At 44.4% G+C, this 20,408-nt stretch carries 23 protein-coding genes; 16 read left to right on the top strand and 7 right to left on the bottom strand.

Going from position 1 to position 20,408, the window contains the following annotated elements:
* Positions 1–152: 152 nt before the first annotated feature.
* Genes ulaG through araD form a run of 7 tightly spaced genes read left to right on the top strand, consistent with a single transcriptional unit; the run spans position 153 to position 5,778 of the window.
* Complete coding sequence (gene ulaG, locus FJU10_RS03955; protein ID WP_074934297.1) at positions 153–1,217, top strand: L-ascorbate 6-phosphate lactonase; 1,065 nt, start codon at positions 153–155, stop codon at positions 1,215–1,217.
* A 47-nt stretch (positions 1,218–1,264) separates the two neighbouring features.
* Complete coding sequence (locus FJU10_RS03950) at positions 1,265–1,738, top strand: PTS sugar transporter subunit IIA (protein WP_081117734.1); 474 nt, start codon at positions 1,265–1,267, stop codon at positions 1,736–1,738.
* Positions 1,739–3,205, top strand: coding sequence for a PTS ascorbate transporter subunit IIC (locus FJU10_RS03945; RefSeq protein ID WP_140965214.1), 1,467 nt, complete (start codon positions 1,739–1,741; stop codon positions 3,203–3,205).
* Between the two features lie 23 nt (positions 3,206–3,228).
* Entirely contained in the window at positions 3,229–3,522 is a 294-nt protein-coding gene (locus FJU10_RS03940; RefSeq protein ID WP_008376531.1) for a PTS sugar transporter subunit IIB, read from the top strand.
* A 56-nt stretch (positions 3,523–3,578) separates the two neighbouring features.
* Entirely contained in the window at positions 3,579–4,217 is a 639-nt protein-coding gene (locus FJU10_RS03935) for a 3-keto-L-gulonate-6-phosphate decarboxylase UlaD (protein ID WP_010748564.1), read from the top strand.
* Positions 4,218–4,223: 6 nt separating this feature from the next.
* On the top strand, positions 4,224–5,123 hold the full coding sequence (locus tag FJU10_RS03930) for an L-ribulose-5-phosphate 3-epimerase (protein WP_140965213.1): 900 nt from the start codon (positions 4,224–4,226) through the stop codon (positions 5,121–5,123).
* Positions 5,095–5,778 (top strand): L-ribulose-5-phosphate 4-epimerase AraD, encoded by a 684-nt coding sequence (gene araD, locus FJU10_RS03925; RefSeq protein ID WP_140965243.1) that lies wholly within the window; start codon positions 5,095–5,097, stop codon positions 5,776–5,778. Before FJU10_RS03930 ends, araD begins: the two co-directional genes overlap by 29 nt.
* A 46-nt stretch (positions 5,779–5,824) precedes the next feature.
* Here araD and FJU10_RS03920 read toward each other — a convergent pair whose 3' ends face one another.
* From FJU10_RS03920 to FJU10_RS03890, 7 genes are all read right to left on the bottom strand, one after another.
* Complete coding sequence (locus tag FJU10_RS03920) at positions 5,825–6,328, bottom strand: GNAT family N-acetyltransferase (protein WP_140965212.1); 504 nt, start codon at positions 6,326–6,328, stop codon at positions 5,825–5,827.
* 207 nt (positions 6,329–6,535) lie between these two features.
* Positions 6,536–7,975: a 6-phospho-beta-glucosidase gene (locus FJU10_RS03915; RefSeq protein ID WP_140965211.1), complete on the bottom strand. Its 1,440-nt coding sequence runs from the start codon at positions 7,973–7,975 to the stop codon at positions 6,536–6,538.
* 32 nt (positions 7,976–8,007) lie between these two features.
* Positions 8,008–9,318: a PTS sugar transporter subunit IIC gene (locus FJU10_RS03910; RefSeq protein ID WP_140965210.1), complete on the bottom strand. Its 1,311-nt coding sequence runs from the start codon at positions 9,316–9,318 to the stop codon at positions 8,008–8,010.
* A 158-nt stretch (positions 9,319–9,476) separates the two neighbouring features.
* The gene (locus tag FJU10_RS03905) at positions 9,477–10,235 is read right to left on the bottom strand and encodes a MurR/RpiR family transcriptional regulator (RefSeq protein ID WP_081117684.1); all 759 of its coding nucleotides are present in this window, start codon (positions 10,233–10,235) and stop codon (positions 9,477–9,479) included.
* A gap of 57 nt (positions 10,236–10,292) precedes the next feature.
* Complete coding sequence (locus FJU10_RS03900; protein ID WP_140965209.1) at positions 10,293–11,219, bottom strand: ROK family protein; 927 nt, start codon at positions 11,217–11,219, stop codon at positions 10,293–10,295.
* Positions 11,220–11,294: 75 nt separating this feature from the next.
* Positions 11,295–11,846: a GNAT family N-acetyltransferase gene (locus tag FJU10_RS03895; RefSeq protein ID WP_140965208.1), complete on the bottom strand. Its 552-nt coding sequence runs from the start codon at positions 11,844–11,846 to the stop codon at positions 11,295–11,297.
* A gap of 161 nt (positions 11,847–12,007) precedes the next feature.
* The gene (locus FJU10_RS03890; RefSeq protein WP_140965207.1) at positions 12,008–12,661 is read right to left on the bottom strand and encodes a GntR family transcriptional regulator; all 654 of its coding nucleotides are present in this window, start codon (positions 12,659–12,661) and stop codon (positions 12,008–12,010) included.
* 142 nt (positions 12,662–12,803) lie between these two features.
* On the opposite strand from FJU10_RS03890, the gene FJU10_RS03885 reads away from it, so the two are divergent.
* The 9 genes from FJU10_RS03885 (at position 12,804) to FJU10_RS03845 (ending at position 20,339) form a co-directional block, all read left to right on the top strand.
* Positions 12,804–13,724, top strand: a complete 921-nt coding sequence (locus FJU10_RS03885; RefSeq protein WP_128488790.1) for a phosphate/phosphite/phosphonate ABC transporter substrate-binding protein — start codon at positions 12,804–12,806, stop codon at positions 13,722–13,724.
* Positions 13,725–13,726: 2 nt separating this feature from the next.
* Entirely contained in the window at positions 13,727–14,545 is an 819-nt protein-coding gene (phnC, locus tag FJU10_RS03880; protein ID WP_140965206.1) for a phosphonate ABC transporter ATP-binding protein, read from the top strand.
* Entirely contained in the window at positions 14,532–15,326 is a 795-nt protein-coding gene (phnE, locus tag FJU10_RS03875) for a phosphonate ABC transporter, permease protein PhnE (protein WP_140965205.1), read from the top strand. The genes phnC and phnE overlap by 14 nt, the downstream gene beginning before the upstream one ends.
* A 15-nt stretch (positions 15,327–15,341) precedes the next feature.
* Complete coding sequence (locus FJU10_RS03870) at positions 15,342–16,127, top strand: PhnE/PtxC family ABC transporter permease (RefSeq protein WP_140965204.1); 786 nt, start codon at positions 15,342–15,344, stop codon at positions 16,125–16,127.
* 14 nt (positions 16,128–16,141) lie between these two features.
* On the top strand, positions 16,142–16,858 hold the full coding sequence (locus FJU10_RS03865; protein WP_140965203.1) for a tyrosine-protein phosphatase: 717 nt from the start codon (positions 16,142–16,144) through the stop codon (positions 16,856–16,858).
* 188 nt (positions 16,859–17,046) lie between these two features.
* Entirely contained in the window at positions 17,047–17,415 is a 369-nt protein-coding gene (locus tag FJU10_RS03860) for a YxeA family protein (RefSeq protein ID WP_140965242.1), read from the top strand.
* 296 nt (positions 17,416–17,711) lie between these two features.
* A complete protein-coding gene (locus FJU10_RS03855; RefSeq protein ID WP_140965202.1) occupies positions 17,712–19,058 on the top strand; it encodes an amino acid permease in 1,347 nt (448 codons plus the stop codon).
* Between the two features lie 107 nt (positions 19,059–19,165).
* Entirely contained in the window at positions 19,166–19,594 is a 429-nt protein-coding gene (locus tag FJU10_RS03850) for a DUF1761 domain-containing protein (RefSeq protein WP_086293648.1), read from the top strand.
* Positions 19,595–19,838: 244 nt separating this feature from the next.
* The gene (locus tag FJU10_RS03845) at positions 19,839–20,339 is read left to right on the top strand and encodes a hypothetical protein (protein ID WP_140965201.1); all 501 of its coding nucleotides are present in this window, start codon (positions 19,839–19,841) and stop codon (positions 20,337–20,339) included.
* Positions 20,340–20,408: the final 69 nt, after the last annotated feature.

Genomic DNA, 20,408 nt, shown 5'->3' with positions numbered 1-20,408 from the left:
ACATATCACAGAAACATTACCATATATATTAAATAATCACATTTATTTCTCGGTAAATTAACATATAATAAGATAAATTAACATAAAACTTGATTGAAAGCGTTTTTCTATATGTTAGAATCAAGGTGTAAATAAGCAAGGGAGGAACAAATATGGTACACGTAAATGATGTTTCGAAAGAGAGTTGGCTGTTAAATACGTTTCCAGAATGGGGAACCTATTTAAACGAGGAGATCGAAAGTGAACTTGTGAAAGAAGGCACAGTTTCCATGTGGTGGCTAGGCTGTACGGGTATTTGGTTAAAGAGTGCGGAAGGAACCAACATTTTATGCGACCTTTGGTGCGGCACTGGCAAGCGTAGCCATGGTAATGGGCAAATGAAAAAAGGCCATCAAATGATGCGGATGAGTGGTGTACAGGAAATGCAGCCTAACTTACGGACGCAGCCCTTTGTGATCGATCCATTTGAAATCAAAGGAGTGGATGCGTTAGTGGTGACCCATATTCATTCCGATCATTTAGACATCAATACCGCAGCTGCAGTCCATCAAAATTGTCCAGAAGCAAAATTCGTCGGTCCCCATGAAGTCGTTGCAACTTGGTTGAAATGGGGAATACCAGAAGAAAAAACCATCGTGGTCAAACCAGGGGATGAAGTGACCATTGGGCAGGTGAAAATCGTCGCTTTAGAAGCATTCGATCGAACCGCTCTGATTACTTGTGAAGATCCGGATACTAGCTTGAAAGGAAAAATGCCACAGGACATGGATCGTATCGCAGTCAATTACTTGTTTGAGACTTCCGGTGGGGCGATTTATCACGCTGGAGATTCTCATTATTCGAATGTATTTGCCAAGCATGGAAATCAGTACAAGATCGATGTTTGCTTAGGTGCATATGGCGAAAACCCGCGGGGCATCACCGACAAGGTTACTTCAGTCGATATGTTGCGGATGGCAGAATCCCTCAATGCCAAAGTAGTGATACCTGTACACTATGATATCTGGTCCAATTTTATGGCTGATCCAAAGGAGATCACTGAGATTTGGAAGTTTAAAAAAGATCGTTTGAACTATGAGTTTAAACCGTACATTTGGCAAGTTGGCGGCAAATTTACCTACCCAACGAATAAAGATGATCTTGAATTTAATTTCTATCGAGGTTTCAAAGATGTATTTTCGGTCGATAATGATACGCCATTCCCTTCTTTTTTATAAAAGAAGGGGGGATGCTGCAAAAGCCAAATTTGAAAGGAGCAAAGGTAATGCTGCGTTATTTTTATGAAAATGAGTTGGTTGCGATCAATCATGAACAGCCCGAAGATTGGGAAGCCGCTATCTGGGCGAGTGGCGAAGGATTAAAGCAAAAGGCGTTGATCACGGATCAGTACATTGAAGATGTCATTCGGGATGTTCATCAATACGGTCCTTATATTGTGATCATTCCCAAAGTAGCCATGCCCCATTCTTCAGCAGAAAGCAAAGGCGTCTTAGGAACGGGGATCGGATTGACGATTTTTCCAGCCCCCGTTTCATTTCAAGATGATGACCCCGACAAAGAGGCGCAGTTGTTCTTTATGCTCGCTGCCAAAAACGCTGAAGCACATATGAACAATATCGCTAGTTTATCCGAGATGCTGATGGAAGATGGGCTGGTGGAAGATTTACTAGGTGTAAAAACGATGGCAGATTTTGAAGCGGTGATGGAGAAATATGACCAAAAAGAAAGCAGGGATTAGATGGAAATGGTAGGAGATTTCTTATTGAGATGCTGGGATTACTTTGCTCAGAATATTTTGATGCAGCCAGCTTTTTTGATCGGTTTTATTGTACTGATTGGTTACTTACTATTGAAACGGCCGTTTGTTGAATGTATTGCAGGTTTCTTAAAAGCCACCGTTGGTTACTTGATTTTGACGATTGGCTCTGGTGGATTGGTCAATAATTTCCGTCCGATCCTGGTGGGGCTTAAGGAGCGTTTTGAATTAGATGCGATGGTCACTGACCCGTATTTTGGTCAAAATGCGATCACCGCCGGCATTGAAGAACGATTTGGACGCACCTTTGGTGACACGATGCTCTTATTATTGATTGCCTTTGTTTTTAATATCTTACTCGTTCGCTTCAAAAAATATACGAAGCTGCGGGCCGTCTTCATTACTGGAAATGTGCAAGTACAGCAAGCCGCAACGGCCTTTTGGCTGCTGCTATTCTGTTTCCCAGACTTGGGTCGAATCGAAGTCTTACTTGTCATGGGCTTGATCTTAGGCTGCTATTGGGCGGTTGGGTCCAATTTGACCGTTGGCATCTGTCAAGATTTGACGGAAGGTGCTGGTTTTGCGATTGCTCATCAACAGATGTTTGGTGTTTACTTCTTTGCACGACTTGCGGAACGGTTTAAAAAGAACAAATCCAACCGGAAATTAGAAGATGTCGAACTACCGGGTTTTTTATCGGTCTTTAATGAAAACATGGTATCGACTTCGATTTTGATGCTCTTTTTCTTCGGTATCATTTTAGTAACGCTTGGACAAGATTATTTAATAACAGCAGGATTTATGGTAGAAGGACAAAGTTTCTTATTTTATATTTTACAAACTTCACTAATGTTTGCCGTCTATTTAGCAATTCTTCAATTAGGTGTTCGCACCTTCGTTTCCGAATTGACCGAGTCATTCCAAGGAATTTCGAATACGATTTTACCAGGTGCTGTTCCGGGGATCGATATCGCCGCAACCTTTGCCTTTGGTTCACCAAATGCTGTGACGGTGGGCTTTTTATTCGGTGCACTAGGACAATTCTTAATGATCGCTTTACTGATTTTGTTCCGTTCACCAACGATCGTGATTGCCGGGTTTATCCCACTGTTCTTTGATAATGCTGCGATCGCTGTTTTTGCCAACAACCGTGGGGGCATCAAGGCGGCTTGTCTTTTCCCATTCTTATCAGGCATTATTCAGATCGGTGGTTCGGCCTTGATCGCTACTTGGGTAGGATTATCTCAATATGGCGGCTATCTTGGGATGTTCGACTGGGCGACCGTCTGGCCATTCTTTACAGTATTGATGAAATTCTTAGGCATCATTGGTGTGGTTCTTGTAGTGGTGATCTTATTAGTGATTCCACAGTTGCAGTACCGCAGAGATCCAGAAGGGTATTTCTTGATCGTAGATGATTATGATGCGTATGTAGAAAAACAAAAATAATGAATTCTTAGGAGGAAAAGAAGATGAGAGTATTGGTATCTTGTGCAAATGGATCAGGAACAAGTTTGATGATGATGCGGAGTGTCGAAAAAGCTTTGAAGTCAGAAGGGATTACGATCACCTCTATTCATCATTGCGCGATTTCTGAAGGCAAAAGCACCGCCAAGAATTACGATGTGGTCTTTACGCCAATGAACTTTGTCAATATGTTCGATAAAGCCAAAGAAAAGGGCGTAACAGTGATCGGGGTCAGAAATGTGATGTCCCCCAAAGAAATTATTGAGCGGGTCAGAGAAGCGGGGCTTTCGAAGGAGTAGTGCATCAGGATGTGACAAGAACAAAAAGATGATCGAACAAAAGAGAGGGGAATTTCATGAGTATACCAAAACTGCAGATCGCTTGCGATCACTCCGATTTAGCTGGTGCACTGGCTGATATCAAAAAAGTTGGCGATGTGGTGGATATTATTGAAGCAGGGACTATTTTATTGTTGCAAGAAGGAGCACAGGTCCTACGCTGCTTCCGAGCAATGTATCCGGAAAAGTTGATCGTAGCAGACACAAAATGTGCCGATGCCGGTGGGACGGTCGCCAAAAACTGCCAGCAAGCTGGCGCGGATTATATGACCGTGATTTGTGCAGCAACGATCCCAACAATGAAGGCAGCGGCAAAAGAAATTGCTGAGATCCAAGTAGAATTATATGGTGACTGGACCTACCAGCAAGCACAGCAGTGGCTAGATGCCGGCATCTCACAAGCTATCTATCATCAAAGTCGTGACGCACTGTTAGCTGGTGAAACATGGGGAGAAAAAGATTTAACGAAAGTCCGTAAATTGATCGATATGGGGTTTCGAGTGTCAGTCACGGGAGGATTGAGCGTCGAGACGTTGGCTCTGTTTGCTGGCATTGATGTGTATACCTTTATCACAGGAAGAGGCATCACTGCCGCTGACGATCCGCAACAAGCAGCAGTTGATTTCAAACAAGAGATTTTACGGATTTGGGGGTAGTTTTCCATGAGTTTGATTGGTCTATATGAAAAAGCAACACCCAAAGCTCTCTCTTGGTCGGAACGATTGCAGTTTGTCAAAGACCGAGGTTTCGACTTCATTGAAATGTCCATCGATGAATCCGATGAGCGCTTGGCACGCCTAGAGTGGAACCAAGCACAGCGTAAAGAGATCGTCGAGGCAATCTATGCCTCGGGGATCAAAATCTTGTCTTTATGTCTCAGTGGACATCGGCGGTTTCCCTTCGGTTCGATCAATGAAAAAAAGCGCAAGCACGCGATGCATCTGATGGAAAAAGCCATCGACCTGGCTTCAGATTTGGGTATTCGCTGCATCCAATTAGCCGGATACGATGTGTACTATGAGGAAAAAAGTCTTTGTAGCCGAGAATGGTTCATTGCCAATCTAAAAGAAGCCGTCGCTAGGGCATCTGAAAAGGGAGTCGTTTTGTCACTAGAGATCATGGATGATCCGTTTCTAAATTCTATCTCAAAGTATTTACGGATCAAGGAGCAGATCCCTTCGCCCTATCTACAAGTCTATCCAGATGTCGGGAACCTGTCTGCCTGGCCAGAAAATGATGTCGGTTATGAATTAGAAAAAGGTATTTGCGAGATAACCCAGATTCATTTGAAAGATACATTGGCGGTTTCAGATAAGTTTCAAGGAAAGTTTAAAGAAGTACCGTTTGGTACTGGGTGTGTTGATTTTGATGGCTGCTTACGCACGCTGAAGCGGTTAAATTATAACGGTTCTTTTGTCATCGAGATGTGGAGTGAGACGAGCGCTGACCCGATTGGGGAGATCGAACAAGCCAAAGCATTTTTATTACCAAAACTAAAGGAGGTCGGATACCTTGATCAATCAGCTTCAATTGATGAAAGAGCGAGTTTATCAAGCCAATAAGAGACTGCCTGAGGAAGGGCTAGTAAAGCTGACTTGGGGAAATGTCAGTGAGATTGATCGAGATTTAGGGATCATCGTCATTAAACCCAGCGGTGTTGATTATCAGACGATGACGGTTGATTCAATGGTGGTTTGCGACTTAGCGGGAACACCGAAAGAGGCGAAGACGTTGAAGCCTTCCTCGGATATCAAAACCCATGCGCTATTGTATAAGCACTTCGAAGGCGTCAAAGCGATCGTTCATACGCATTCGACAAATGCGGTAAAATGGGCGCAAGCACAGCGAGACATTCCTGCATATGGAACGACGCATGCGGATACTTTTTATGGTAGTGTCCCTTGTACACGACCGTTACGGGCCTCTGAGGTAACGGCAGACTATGAAAAAGAAACCGGCAAAGTCATTGTCGAGACGTTTGAAAAGCGGGGATTAGATCCGCTTGCATGCCCAGCTGTCCTCACAGCGGGACACGGTCCTTTTACTTGGGGGCAATCTGCGGAACAAGCGGTCAGCACTAGTATTGTTTTAGAAGAGGTTGCACAAATGGCATTAGGTACCGAAGCTTTGACCTTGGATCGAACACCGATCGCTGATTATTTGCTGGATAAACATTATTTCCGCAAGCATGGCGAACATGCTTATTATGGACAATGATAACGTAAAAGCAGCCATTCCTAGCGATCAAGGAATGGCTGCTGTTCTATTCGTTTTCTTCAACGAGTGTTTTCACATAAAAGCGATCCATCGTGGTATGCTGTGCCGCCAATAGTGGCTGGGGCAATGCGCGATAGCCGGCTTTTTGATAGACATGCAAGGCTGCTTCTAAAGAATGATGGGATTCTAAATAGAGTTGCCGATAGCCTAGTTCAAAAGCTTTGGCCTCGATTTTCGCCAGCAGAGGATAGCTGAGACGCTGCCCTTTGGCAGCATCACTGAGATAAAATTTTTGCAGCTCGGCGATTTGCCCTTCTGAATCATAAGCGGCAAGACCACCGCCACCTAAAAGGGTCCCTGATTCATCGGTGACGACAAAATAATGGCGGCTAGCAGGATCTGCTGCATAAAATTCACTTAAGTGGTCTAACTCGGGATCAAAATAGGCAGTTCCTGGAACCGCCAACTGGTGGTCGGTCAAGCTTTTGCGAATGATAGCGACTAAGGGCGCATCATCTTGAGATTGGATCGGACGAAATATCGGCTTCATTCAGTTCCTCCTTAACGTAAAAGTAAATGAATAGCTATAGTGTACCACAGCATCGAGGTAGTGTTTAGTGATGATAAGAAAAGCCATCCTCGCGATGGCGCCCCTCTTTAATAAGAAAACCGCCCCCTCGTTGCCAGGCTCCTAATGTGAAACGGAGTATGGCGCAACGAGGGGGCGGTTTTTGTACGTCAGTCATGGAAGCAGTAATTAGAGCGTTTCACCATTAGAGGCGATCACTTGTTGGTACCACGCAAAGGAATCTTTTTTCAAACGATTCAAGGTTCCTTTGCCAGTATTGTCTTTGTCGACATAGATCATGCCATAGCGTTTCTCCATTTCGCCACTGCCGAAGCTGACGATATCAATGATCCCCCAAGGCGTATAACCTAATAGCGGTACACCATCTTCAACCACCGCTTTTTCCATCTGTTCGATGTGCTCTTTCAGGTAAGTGATGCGATAGTCATCATGGACTTGCTGCTCATCAGTTAATTGATCGTAAGCACCAAAGCCATTTTCTACGATAAATAGCGGCAAGTCATAGCGTTGATAGATCGTATTTAACACATAGCGCAACCCGACTGGATCGATAGGCCAGCCCCAATCAGAAGCACTGATATAAGGATTCCTCACGATTTTTGCTCCCGGGATATCCTCAGTTGGTGTGCCAGCCACTTCATCAAGGGTTGAGATCGTTCCTGACATGTAATAGCTGAACCCAATATAATCAACGGTTCCCGCTTTTAATAGCGCTTGTTCCTCGGGCGTGATCTCAATCGTGATGCCTTTTTTTGCCCAATATTTTTGCACATAGGTTGGGATCTTGCCTCGTACGTGGACGTCGCTGTAAAAATAGCGCCGTTCATTGGCTTTGACGGATGCCATCAAATCAGCTGGCGCACAAGAGTAGGGGTAGACCGGGACATAGGCCATCATACAGCCAATCTGAAACTCTGGATTGATTTTTTTGCCTTCGATCACGGCTGCCGCACTGGCAATCAACTCATTGACGCCCGCTTGAAAGACGAGTGCTTCTTTTTGACTGTCATCCTCGATGATCATGGCAGAATTGGTCCAAACGTGCAGCGGCTCTTGCCCATCTGCTTGATTATTGATCTCATTGAAAGTCATCCAATACGTCACTTTGTCACGATACCGTTGAAAAACAGTCTTAGCGAATTTGACAAAGAGGGGAATCACTTCTTTGTTAGCAAACCCACCAAATTCTTCATAGAGGGCGTAGGGCATTTCAAAGTGGGACAAAGTGATCACGGGTTCGATGCCATTTGCCTGCAATTCGTCGAAAAGATCATCATAGTATTGGAGACCGGCTTCATTTGGTTCTTCTTCTGTTCCAGTTGGATAGATCCGGCTCCAAGAAATCGATGTCCGTAGACATTTCAAGCCCAGTTCTTTGAATAACTGGATATCTTCTTTGTAGCGGTGATAAAAGTCAATGGCTTCATGGTTCGGGTAATATTCCCCTTCAATGACGCCTTTGGTGATTTTACGGGGAATACCGTTGCCGCCGGCAGTCATGACATCGGCGGTACTCATTCCACGACCAGCAACATTCCAAGCGCCTTCCGCTTGATGGGCAGCGATCGCGCCGCCCCATAAAAAATCTTTTGGCATTTTTGCGGACATAAATTTCATTCCTCCTCGACTCATTCGTTTGCTTATAATTCTACTTTTTGGGAACGGTTAGAGGCGATCACGAATGGCAAATAGATCAAGACCGAAATCGCAAGACAAACGACACCGACAACCGCAGCGATCGCATTTCCTCCAGTTCCTAAAAAGAGATTAATGATTCCGGGGGTCGTCCATGGTACCCCAATCGCTGGGGTCGGTATGATCGGCCAGATAACGGTGACAAAATAACCCACCAAAATATTGACCATTGGCGTTAAAATAAACGGAATGATCATGATTGGATTCAAGACGATCGGCAGACCGAAGATCATCGGTTCATTGATTTGGAAAATTCCTGGAACTAAGGACATTTTAGCGATCTCACGTTGTTCGGGACGTTTTGAGGCGATAAAAATCGCAATGATCAAGCCTAATGTCATACCAGTACCGCCCATATTTGCGAACATATCATTTAAAACGCCCCAAGTTTCTTTGTAAGGAACATCCCACAAGGAGCCGCCCTGGTTGATAAAATCTAGGTTAGCTAGGTCCTGTTCGGTAAAAATCGCTGAACGAACCGCATTCAAAGTATTTGGTCCATGGATCCCGATCGCAAACAACGTAGTTTGCAAGAACGCCAAGATCAAGACACCGACGACATTGCCCCCCAGATCCCGCAATGGACTTTGGATCCCATTGTAAATCAGTTCATTGATGCCTTCCGGTGCAATCATTAAAACTAAGAAATTGATCAAAGCAGTGACTGCCACGATGATCACGATCGGAATCATGCCAGAAAAGGAACGGGAAACAGCTGGTGGTACCATTTCAGGCATTTTGATCTGCAATCGTTTGACCTTGAAAAGCTTCGGTAAGAATTCACCGACCAAACAAGCCACGATCATAGCTACGAACAACCCTTGGGCGCCTAAATATTGTGTAGAGATCACATTGACATCATCTACTGCAAAGGAGGTCGGGTACAAGATCATAAAGGCAGCGACACTTGTCAAACCAACTAGCGTAGCATCTGCTTGGAAATGCTTGGCTAAAAGCTGAGCAACAAGAAACGCAATGAATAAACTCATGATGTTGATGGTCCCGTTCGCCACGGAAGCTAGGACTTGCTGAGCACTTTCCAGATTAGGGAAAAGCCGATTCAGTTGAAATAATTGCACGATGAAACTTTCATTGGAAAATAAAATATTGTTGACCAAAATAACGAGAGAAGAAGCGATGGTCAGTGGGAAAATCAGCATGAACGCATCCCGGATCGCTGCTACGTGGCGTTGATTGTTCAACTTTGTTGCGATTGGTACCAACGAGCGGTCTAACAGGTCATTGAATTTTTGCATAATAATAACACCTTTCATTAATTGATGCCATCATTATAGCGAATGAAAGCGGCTGAAAGTAAGCGGATACGGATTCCGTACATATCTCTCAAGAAATGAAAAAAATTCCGCATCCGGAACACAGTGTTACAAAAAAGATGGTTCAGTAAACTGAACCATCAAGGGTTGGAACGATAATCTTGCAAATAGCCGATCAGTGTTTCTAAAATCGCTACTGAAGGCAATTGACTAGTCAAATCAAGAAAGATGTCTTTGCGTTCCTCTTTGATTGCATACTCGATCGAATAATCGCACAGGCGTGCCAACGTACTTTCCCGATTGGGGGTAATGCAATATTTTTGCACGATTGCCTGATTCTCTAAGCCAGTAATGACTTCGATCAGTTCTTTGGTTTCACCAGAGACACTCAGAAAAACCAAAACATTTTTTTGATCTTTTCGCAAAAAGCTTTTGATTGGGTAGGTCAGCTCATCAATGCTGATACTAAAGTAACCGAGACTGGCTAGCTTGCGGGCAACGTATTGCGCGATCGCACCGGATGCCCCCATCCCCATAAATAAGATCAAATCGGCATCCCGCATCGCTTCGGCAAGTTTTCGTATTTGGTATTCCGCATCAGGGTGGAAGATCTGCATATTCAAGCCTTTGATGCGCGCTTCTAAACCTAAGTGTTCAGGATGCGCGTCAAAATGGGCTTTTTCTAAATGATTTTTGATATAGAAGCGAAATTCTGGAAACGACTGAAAGCCGACTTTTTGAATAAAACGAAAGACCGAAGTCGAAGAGACATGAGCATCATCGGCAATGTCGCGCACACGCATATATGGGATCTTTTCTAAGTGATTGACGATAAAACGGTAGATTTCTTGTTCTACCGCAGAGAGCTTGTTCAAGTTTAATTGTTCAAAAAGCGCCATGCTGGTTCCTCGCTGTCCTAGATAATCAATTTACACCAGTATAGCATATCCGAACTTTTAACGGTGCAGCTGTTGGTGGATCTGATAGACTGCGCCGATCAAGCCAGCATCGTTTTTTAGCTTCGCTGGACGAACAGGTGCGATGGTTTGTCCGCGCAAATAATTGATCGCTTCATGCCGTGTTTCCGTGATCGTCAAGCGAGCCTGCAGGCGTTCCCAGAAATAAGGATTGGCACTGATGCCGCCGCCGATCAACACCAATTCTGGGTCAAAACAGCTAATCAAATTGATCAGCCCTACAGACAAATCCGATAGAAATTGGTCCGTCAGCTTCAGCGCCAACGCTTCGCCTTGCTGCGCGCGGTCAAAAATTTCTTTGGCGTCTTGGGTGGGTTCAAAGCCAGGAACTGCTGCGCCAGCTAAATTGTAGAGGCGAATCAAGCCGCCCACGACGGCAGTTTTTTTATTGATGGAACTTTCCTCGATATTGCCTTCTTCTGGTAGCTGATCAATCACCATCCAGCCAAATTCACCAGCCATGCCATGAGCACCTCGGTAGACTTGGTTATTGATCACGATCCCACCGCCTACACCAGTGCCTAGGACAAGACACAAATAGTTGGCAGCCTCTTGCGCATTGCCGATCCATTTTTCAGCAATCGCTGCTGCATTGGCATCATTTTCCACCGCCACAGGCAATCCTGTACGCGCTTCCAAGACTGCTTTAAAATTTTCACCATACAACGATTTGATAGCGCCCGCCGTTAACATAAACCCGTCTTTTTGAACGATCCCTGGGGCACTGATCCCAATGCCATCAATCGTGTGGCGGCTCTGGGCATCTTCGATGATCGTGAGTAGATCCTGATAAAACTGCGCTGGCTCATAACTTGTGGGGATCGCTGATTTTTCAAGGATCACTCCGGTTTCATCTAAAACCCCATATTTAATACTTGTTCCGCCAATATCAAATCCTACGTACATTCTTCTTCCTCACCTTCTAAAACATTGTTGCCTTAAGTGTACCATCTGGCAGGAGGAATTTTTTTCTTTTTTCAGCTATTTTTTGCCTGCCGTTTCCGCTGCATCCAAATAAAACAAAATGTCACTTTTGCCTTCCTGATTGGTGCCTTTGTATACCTCCGTATCCAGGCCTCCGATGCGAAAGCCTGCCCGCAAGTAGAACAGACAGGCAGAAGGATTGTTGTCCTGCGCTTGCGTGTAGATGCCGCGATAGCCCTTGGCAAGGGCCGCTTTCAGTGACTGTTGGATCAGCAGTTGACCGACTCCTTGCTGGCGGTAGTCTGTGTTGACTTTTAAGTCATAGAGGTACAGATACTTGAAAAAAGCGTCTTGAACGATTGCTAAGCCGATGCATTTTCCATCATCATAAGCACCGATAAACAGACTGTTTCGGCTCATTTCATCATAGCAATAATTTTCATCTGGGAAACGCATCGTCTGAATGTCTTCAGGTGCAAATTTACAGATTGTGTACTGCCATTTGCCCTCATTATAAGTCCGCAGCATTTTCCCCCATAAGGAGAAGGGTTCGTTTTTCAAGCGAATGTCAGCTTGGTGTTCTTGATCGATCAGTTTGATTTCTAGCATGGGGCACCTCGTTATCTTTTATAAAAGCAGTTGTTTGGTTTGATGCGGTTGTGAGCAGTGTATATGTCAATGTTTCGCTACTAGGGGAACACTCCCATGTACTTGTTAGCAATTTCAAAGCAGATTTCAATCGATATCGTTAAGGTATAGGCGTTTCGATTTTACAAATACCCATAATAAAGAATCTGATGATTGGCATATTGCTGGTAGTCTTTTAAGCAACGAATGGCTTGGCTATAATCTTCTGCTTGGAGATAGTCGATATAAGCTTGGAAAAATTGAACCGTCGACAGTGTTTTTTTAGGCGAATTTTTAGGATTCGCCATTTTTTTATAGATTGAGGCACTAATGACACGGCTGCTCAACCATTGGTAGGTGCTGACCAGCAGATCGTTGGGGCTGGCCGCCATGATCGCCATGTAGACTTCCGGCATCTTGTTCATATAATTGACGTAATCCATCTGCTGTCGGTATTTTTTGGCCTCATTCAGCAGCTGTTGAATGTCGTCCATCGCAAAACTCCCCAAGCCAGCAGCAACCTGCTCAGTAGTTAAAATCAGCCAATTGACACAGATTTGCGTGATATCGGCCAGTTCTTTGATTGAAGCTTCCCGCAAAACGACCCCGCGGTTTTTCTTATAAGTGACCAATTTTTCGTGTTCCAGCTGTTTTAAAGCAGAGCGGATCGGACTGCGGCTATAGCCGGTCGATTTGGACAAAGAAGCTTCCGAAAATGCTTCGCCGACTTTGATATTTCCTGTGAGGATCTCACTTTTTATTTTTTTATAGACAATGGTTTCGATGGTTTCTTCCAACGTCGTTTCCTCCATTTGTGGGTTTACAAGACCTTTACGTAGTTTTTACCCGTTCTTGATGACGCCTTTGTTTCAATCAAAGTATACTACATATTGTTAGTAGTATACTACTAAACAAAACGAAAAGTGAGGATTTTTTATTATGAATAAAAAACAGTGGGCTTTGGTTGGTCTCATTCACATTTTTGCACTAGGCATGCTGGCAGGCTGCGGGAAATCAGCAGCATCGGCGGATGCTAAAGATGGACAGTCAGTTGATAAACTGACGATCGTTCAAATACAAGATGAAACAAATCCAGACTCTGGTCAGAAAAATGAGCAGTTCCGTTCAGACATGTCAGAGGCGTTAGGAATTGAAGTGGAAGAATTAGAAGGTGCTGACTACTCGGTCGGGATCGAGGCGTTGAAAGCAGGGAAGCTGGATGTCTTATTAGTTAGTCCAATGAGTTATTATCAAGCAAAAAAAATCGCAGGTGCAGAACCACTAGTGACAACGACTTCAATGGGCCAAGAAGAATACAAAACGCTTTTCGTTGTTGGAAAAGACGATACCACGACGCAGTCATTGGCTGATTTAAAAGGAAAAAGCTTTGCCTTTGTTGATCCTGCTTCTTCTTCTGGCTATATGTACCCCAAGGCGAAATTAGTCAAAGAGTTGTCATTAGATCCGAATCAATTAGAAAATCCCGGCTACTTTTTTGATACTGTCGCCTATTCAGGCAAGCACGATTCCAGTTTGATGGGGGTAGCCAAAGGAGATTACGATGCCGCAGCAGTGGCTGGACAAGTCATCACCTCACTAGTAGATGCTGGGATGATCCAAGAAGACGATATCCGAGTGATTGGAGAAACAGAGACGATCCCGAATGCCCTCTTCGTCGTTCGCTCCGATTTGCCAGCAGAAACCAAAACGGCATTGAAAGACTTTTACCTTACCTATGAAAACGAAGAGTATTTTGAGACCTTCTATGGCAGCAAAGAGGTTCGTTTTACCGAAGCAAAAGATGAAGATTATGAAGTGGTACAAGAAATGGTCGAGATCCTTAACTTAGAGGAGGAATAGTCATGGCGAATAACTTATTAGAAATCAAGCAGTTGAGTAAAACCTATGATGGAAAAAAATACGCGTTGTCGCAAATTGATCTGACGGTGGCAGAAGGGGAATTTATCGTCGTGATCGGTCCATCGGGTGCTGGGAAATCGACCTTTATCCGCTCAATCAACCGCATGATCGAACCTTCTGAGGGGCAAGTGATCTTTGCGGGGACGGACATCACCCGTGCGAAGAAAAAGCAGCTGCGACAGATTCGTTCAGAAATCGGCATGATTTTTCAACATTACAATCTGATTGGCCGTACCAATGTGCTTAAGAATGTCCTGCATGGGCGCTTAGGGAAAATTCCTTTTCGCAAAACGGCTTTCGGGCTGTATCCTGAAAAAGACAAACAAGAGGCGGTCCAACTATTAGAAAAAGTCGGTCTACAAGAGCAGATGTACCAGCGAGCCAATGCGTTGTCTGGAGGACAGATGCAACGAGTTGGTATATGCCGCGCCATCATGCAGCAGCCGAAGCTGATCTTGGCGGATGAACCGATCGCTTCTTTAGACCCTAACGCTGCGAAAGTCGTCATGAAACAGTTGCAAGAGATCACCCAAGAACGCCAGATCACCTGCATCGTCAATTTGCATCAAGTTGATTTTGCCAGGGCATATGCCACTCGGATCATCGGTGTCAAAGAAGGGAAGATCGTCTTTGACGGAAAGCCCCAAGAATTGACAGAAGCGATGATCGCACATATCTATCAAGGAAAAGAAGAACAGCAGAGGTTAACGCAAGCAACGATTCCCGTAGGAAAGGAGCAGTTGACCTATGGAGAAGCCTAGATTCGTGATTCCGTTGAGGGTTGAGTCAAACAAAGGACGAGTCTTGAACGGCTTGTTGGTAGTAGTAGCTGTCCTATTGTCGTTTGCCTATTTGCAAATCAATGTGGTGGAAGCCTTTCGGTCACTTCCAGCATTTGTGGGATTTTTTGTGCAAAACTTTTTCCCAGCAAATTTTGCAAATATCCGTAGTTACTTGCCTTTGGTGGCAGAGACCGTCTTGTTTGCGATCGTTGGCACCTATCTCTCGGCTTTTTTGGCTTTTGTCTGCGGGTTGCTGATGTCAGAGCAGACGAATCCGTATCCGCTAGTGCGGACGATCGTCCGCATGGTGATCTCTTTTCTGAGAAATATCCCAGTACTGGTTTGGGCATCGCTGTTCGTTTATATTTTCGGCATTGGGAATATGGTGGGGCTATTGGCATTGACCGTTGCGACCTTAGGTTTTCTGGCTCGTTCTTATGCGGATTCGATCGATGAGATCGGCAGCAGTAAATTAGAAGCGCTGCGAGCAGCAGGCGCCTCTTATTGGCAGATTCTTTTTCATGGATTGATTCCTGAATTTATTCCTTCTTGGATCAATTGGACCTTGTTTTCTTTCGAAATCAATATTCGTGCGTCTTCCATTTTAGGAATGGTAGGGGCAGGAGGAATGGGGATCATGATTCAGACCAATATTCGTTTATTTAAATACCGCGAAGCGTTTGCCCTAATTATTCTTTTAGTTTTGCTGGTGCTATTGACTGAATTTGCAGTCAATCAGCTTAGAAAACGAATTGCCTAATTGAAGGAGGAAGCGATGACAACAAAAATTGCATTATCTACGAAAAAAGAACGACTGCTGACTTTAGGCACGATTTGTGGCCTCGTCTTATTGCTGATCACAAGTGTGGCTTTGCTGGACTTGGAGGTCGCGCGCTTTTTAAGCCGTTGGCAAGATGCTGGGACGATTTTAGCAAAATTTATGACCCTCGACTTTTCAAAAATCATTCCAGCGTTGGGCCAATTGTTTGTTTCCTTGTGTATGGCGATCTGCGGTTTATTCATCGGGTGGCTCATTGCACTGGTATTAAGCTTTCTTGGAGCAGCCAACACCACACCGCATCTTTTCCTTTCAATGCTTATCAAAGGGAGTGTAGCGGTAGTACGGGCCGTTCCAGCCCTTGTGTGGATCTTGATCGTGGTGGCTAGTTTAGGATTTGGGAATACCTCGGGGGTTTTAGGACTGGTTTTCCCGACGGTGGGGTATTTAACAAAATCCTTTATCAGTTCGATCGAAGAACAAGACGCGGCAATCATTGAAACGATGCAAGCCACCGGTGCCGGCTGGCTGCAAATGATCACAGAAGGCCTGCTGCCTAACTTGAGCAGCCGCTTTCTAGCCTGGACGTCGATTCGTCTAGAAGGCAACATCGCTGAATCGATCTCACTCGGAATGGTAGGCGCCGGCGGAATCGGCATGCTCTTGACGCGGGCGATCGGTCAATACAACTATGGTGAAATTTCGATGCTGATTTTGCTGATCTTTTTCACGATGATCAGTGTCGAATTAGGGATCGGACAATTCAAAAAACGAATGAGATAAGGAGACGATCAAGAATGTACACACGATTGCCATTAAAAGGAACCTATAATACAAGAGATTTAGGCGGTTATGCCGCAAAAGACGGAGCAACTGCCTGGAAGCGTTTCTTAAGAAGCGACAGCCTAGCCAATCTACATCCAGAAGATATCGCTTTTTTACAAAGGTATCAGCTGACGACCATCATTGATCTACGGACGACCTTAGAGATCGAAAAGGAGCCAACACCTGTGATCGACGGTGTGGAGAACTGGCCGATCTCCTTGATTTCAGAAACGATGGGGGATGTGACCCAACTGGAGCAGCCGCTGATTTTCAATATGGCGGAGCTGTATATCCAGATGATTGAAGACCGCAAAGAGCAAATCAAGCAGATCATGGAAACGATGGCGGCTGCCGAAGGTTGTGTGTTATTTCATTGTGCGGCGGGCAAAGATCGGACGGGTGTGATCGCTATGCTGCTGCTTCAACTGGCAGATGTAGCAAAAGCCGATATCATTGCCAACTATCAAACGACGCACACCTATTTAGCTGCTAACCCGCTGGTAGCTCAGCAAGTCCAAACGATCACGAATGAGATGTGGCTGTCAGCACCGGAGTATCTGTTGCCCGTCTTAACGCATCTTGAAGAAACCTATACCGATGCGTATCGTTATTTACGGACGATTGGTGTCGCGCAAGAGACCCTCGTTCATTTGCAAAGCAAGCTGATCGATGTGGCAGTGACGGTTTAAGGACACGAACAAACGGAACATCTAAGTGAGGGACCACCGCTTCTTTTGAAAAAGTGGTCCCTTTTTGTCTTAGTCACAATGACCGACGGAAAAATACGTCTTAAGTTTGATTATATTTATCGCTTGTTTTTTTATACTGAAGGTAGATAGAAAAAACGGAGGACAATCACTTGAAAAAAGCAATTAGTATGATCCTGCTCGTGTTAACGATCGGGACCGTCACATTGGTTACATGGTCTTATTTTACGAAAGATGATTCCAGCGAACTGGTTCAGCTGGTGGATCGTTTCAATCCTTTCGTACCGGAGAAAAAGGTTTATGTCAAAACATCAGACGAATACGGCGTGCCGCAAGAACACGACGCCTATGAATATACGCAAGAAGGAATCAATGAAGATGGACAAAAAATAAAAATCACGTTTTGGGCACCACAAAAATTAAAAGAAAATGCCTACCTAGAGCTTGATGCAAAAGGTAAACATGTGGAGTCGTATCAAGAGGTGACTGAGCAGGATCTCCCTGACGCTATCAAAGACGAGTTGCTTACGACCCATTGATCATAGAGCCTGCTTTAAAAAACGGACAGAAAGTCATTTCCCACAAGTCGGGAGATGGCTTTTTTTAGTGCCTTCGCCTAAAGAAAAGCTCGCCAATATTTGATTTAGGTGAAAAAGATTAGAGGAAGATAGAATTTTCAGAAAAAATAGATAATTTTTTCAATTCTTAGTTGCAATAGAAGAAACGTCTGGTATTCTCTATGAGGTAGTTAAAAAAAATCATTCATATAATTAAAAATAATTGCGGTGGGAGAACCACCATGTATGAAGGATCAACGGTTTTCGAGGAGGAGCTTATGACAGAAAAAAATCAATTAAAAAAACAGATGAAAACCAGACACATCACTATGTTGGCGTTAGGTGGTGCAATCGGTGCCGGCCTATTCAAAGGCAGTGGTGAAGCGATCCAGTTAGCGGGGCCTGCGGTCTTGCTGGCGTTTGTTTTTTGCGGGCTGATTTTATTTGTCGTTATGACAGGGCTGGGTCAATTGGTCTTATCTGACCAAAAACAACATGGCCTTTCGGGCTTAGTCCAGCCGTATCTCGGCGTGCATACAGCTGATTTCATTGATTGGATCTACTGGTCGATGTGGATGATCAACATCATCGCCGAAGCAGTTGCCGCCGCAAGCTTTTTGCAGTTGTGGTTTCCCAATATTCCAGCTTGGATCTTTGTTTTGATTTTGGCACTACTCACGACTATCATCAATTTGTTTTCGGTTCGCTTGTTTGCGGAAACGGAATATTGGCTTTCGTGGGCCAAAATCAGTGTGGTGATCGCGCTGATCTTGGTGGGTCTCTATCTGGTTGCCACGCAAGTTTTAGATCTGGGCTTTTTACCGACGATGAGACAAATGACAGACTATGGCGGTTTTGCCCCTCATGGTCTCAAAGGATTTATCAATTCGTTATTGGTCGTAATCTATTCGTACGGCGGTTCTGAGTTAGTAGCCATCACGATCAGTGAAGCAGAAAATCCCAAAAAAGCGATCCCTCAAGCAATCAAAGGAGTAATGACTCGGATTGCCGCTTTTTACATCATTCCCTTGTTTCTTTTACTGATCATTTATCCGTGGAATCAATTAGCAGATCCAAATGTCAGTCCCTTTGTAATGGTGTTTCAAAAAATCCATGTGCCTTTTGCTTCCGACATCGTTAATTTAGTGATCATTTTGGCTTTGTTTTCCTCCATCAATTCTGGGGTCTATGCTTCTTCAAGAACGTTGTTTTTCCGGTTAAGCAACAATGGCCAGAAAAAAAGCCGCTTCACGATGCTGAATAAAAACAGTGTGCCCCAACGAGCGATCATGTTTTGTAGCGGCACCTTATATCTTGGGGTCGTTCTTTCTTACTTCTTAGGCGACAAACTCTTCAATTATCTGGCAGGCTCCCTGTCGTATACTGTATTACTGATTTGGTTGTTGATCAGTGTGGCGGCGTTTGTTTTGGTACGCAAGCAGCAGAAAATGGGCTATACGATTTTTTTGGGTGGGGCGATCCTTGCGTTGCTTTTGCTGTTTGCCGGTATCTTGATCACTAACCCATTAGCGGTTACAGGTTTCACCGCATTGCTGTATACGATCATTTTTCTTAGTTTTTATTGGAACCATCGAAAAATAGGGGACACTAGTGGAAAAAGTTGAAGAAACCTCTCTTAAGGCATAAACTGATGGGGAAGGAACCCCGCGTTTGGTTGTTTTTTTGGTTCTCAGGAATGTGACGATAAAATAAAGTGTAGGAGAAAACGATAATGGTTAATTTTTGGACATTGATTTTCGGTACCCTCAGCTGGGTCGTGGTGGAAAGTCTGCTTTACAATCCGATGCATAAGTGGGGCAAGTTTTGGGCGAAGGAATCAGGAATGGCAGAGAAGATGAACGGTCAGCAGATGACGACCGGAGACATGCTCTTTACCTTTGGCGGAACGATCGTTGGTGGGATTCTCTTATCGGCAGCGACCTATCAAGTCGTCTATTGGTTTGCCACATTCGATCATGATGGTTGGCTGATGACCTCCTTGCAAGTCGCTTGCTTATTGTGGTTAGGGGTTTATGGGGTCGCCACCTTCGTGATGGCTGTTTACTCGGGACAGTCCCGCAAATTAGTCGGGTTGCACCTTGTGAATGGGTTTCTAGGAGTGATCGTTTTAGGACTTGTTGTCGGACTAATTGGACAATAGGCAGCGATCATATCCCAGCGAGAACGTTCAAAGATCTCAACGAATCAATCCTAAAGAAAGCCGATCTTGTCTCGACAAGGTTGGTTTTTTTTGCGCGTGAAATTAATTTCATTATAAAAAAAAGCTATAAAAGCAAATTGTTTATGCTATACTGAAAATAACTCAATTTGACAGGAAACACAAACCCACGGGTTTGCGAAAAATCATGAAAGAAGGAAACTTAGGGACAACGAGGAGGGGAAAAATGAAAACGAAAAGCAAGTTAGGTAGAGGAATATTTGCTACCGTTTGTTTAGCGGCGTTATTTTTTTTGGCAAGCTGCAGCCGCTCAGGGGTTGACTCTGCAGCTGCGAATCAAGTATTGACCAATAGCAACAGTCATCAACAATATGCTTTGTATCTATTTGAAGATGGAAAGATCACTGTCAATAAAACGCTGACTTTTTTTACCAATCCGAATCAATCACCTGCGGATATCGCGGAGGAACAAGAAGAACAGTTAGCGCAGATCAATGAACATCTGCAAGCAGAGTTTCCCAAAAGCAAAGCACTGACTGCGGCAGACATCGGCACTATGCACACCTTTGAAGTGACAAATGCCCAAGTAATCATTGATCAAGAGAAAAAGGAAGTGCGCATGACTGGTAATGATTTTGAGAAAGTATTCAAAATGGCGGACAACAATGACAAGCGTCTGAGCGATGACGAACAAAACGAGTACGAGTTTTCTTACGATGAGAAATAGCAAGTGATAAAAAAGCGGCTGTCTCCGACGAGACAACCGCTTCAGACTGTGGACAAACCTTAGGCAAAA

This window comes from Enterococcus sp. OL5 (genome assembly GCF_006491895.1).
Classification (GTDB): domain Bacteria; phylum Bacillota; class Bacilli; order Lactobacillales; family Enterococcaceae; genus Enterococcus_D; species Enterococcus_D innesii.
The sequence above is the reverse complement of the archived record's forward strand: the minus strand, read 5'-3'. Positions and strand labels throughout refer to the sequence as shown.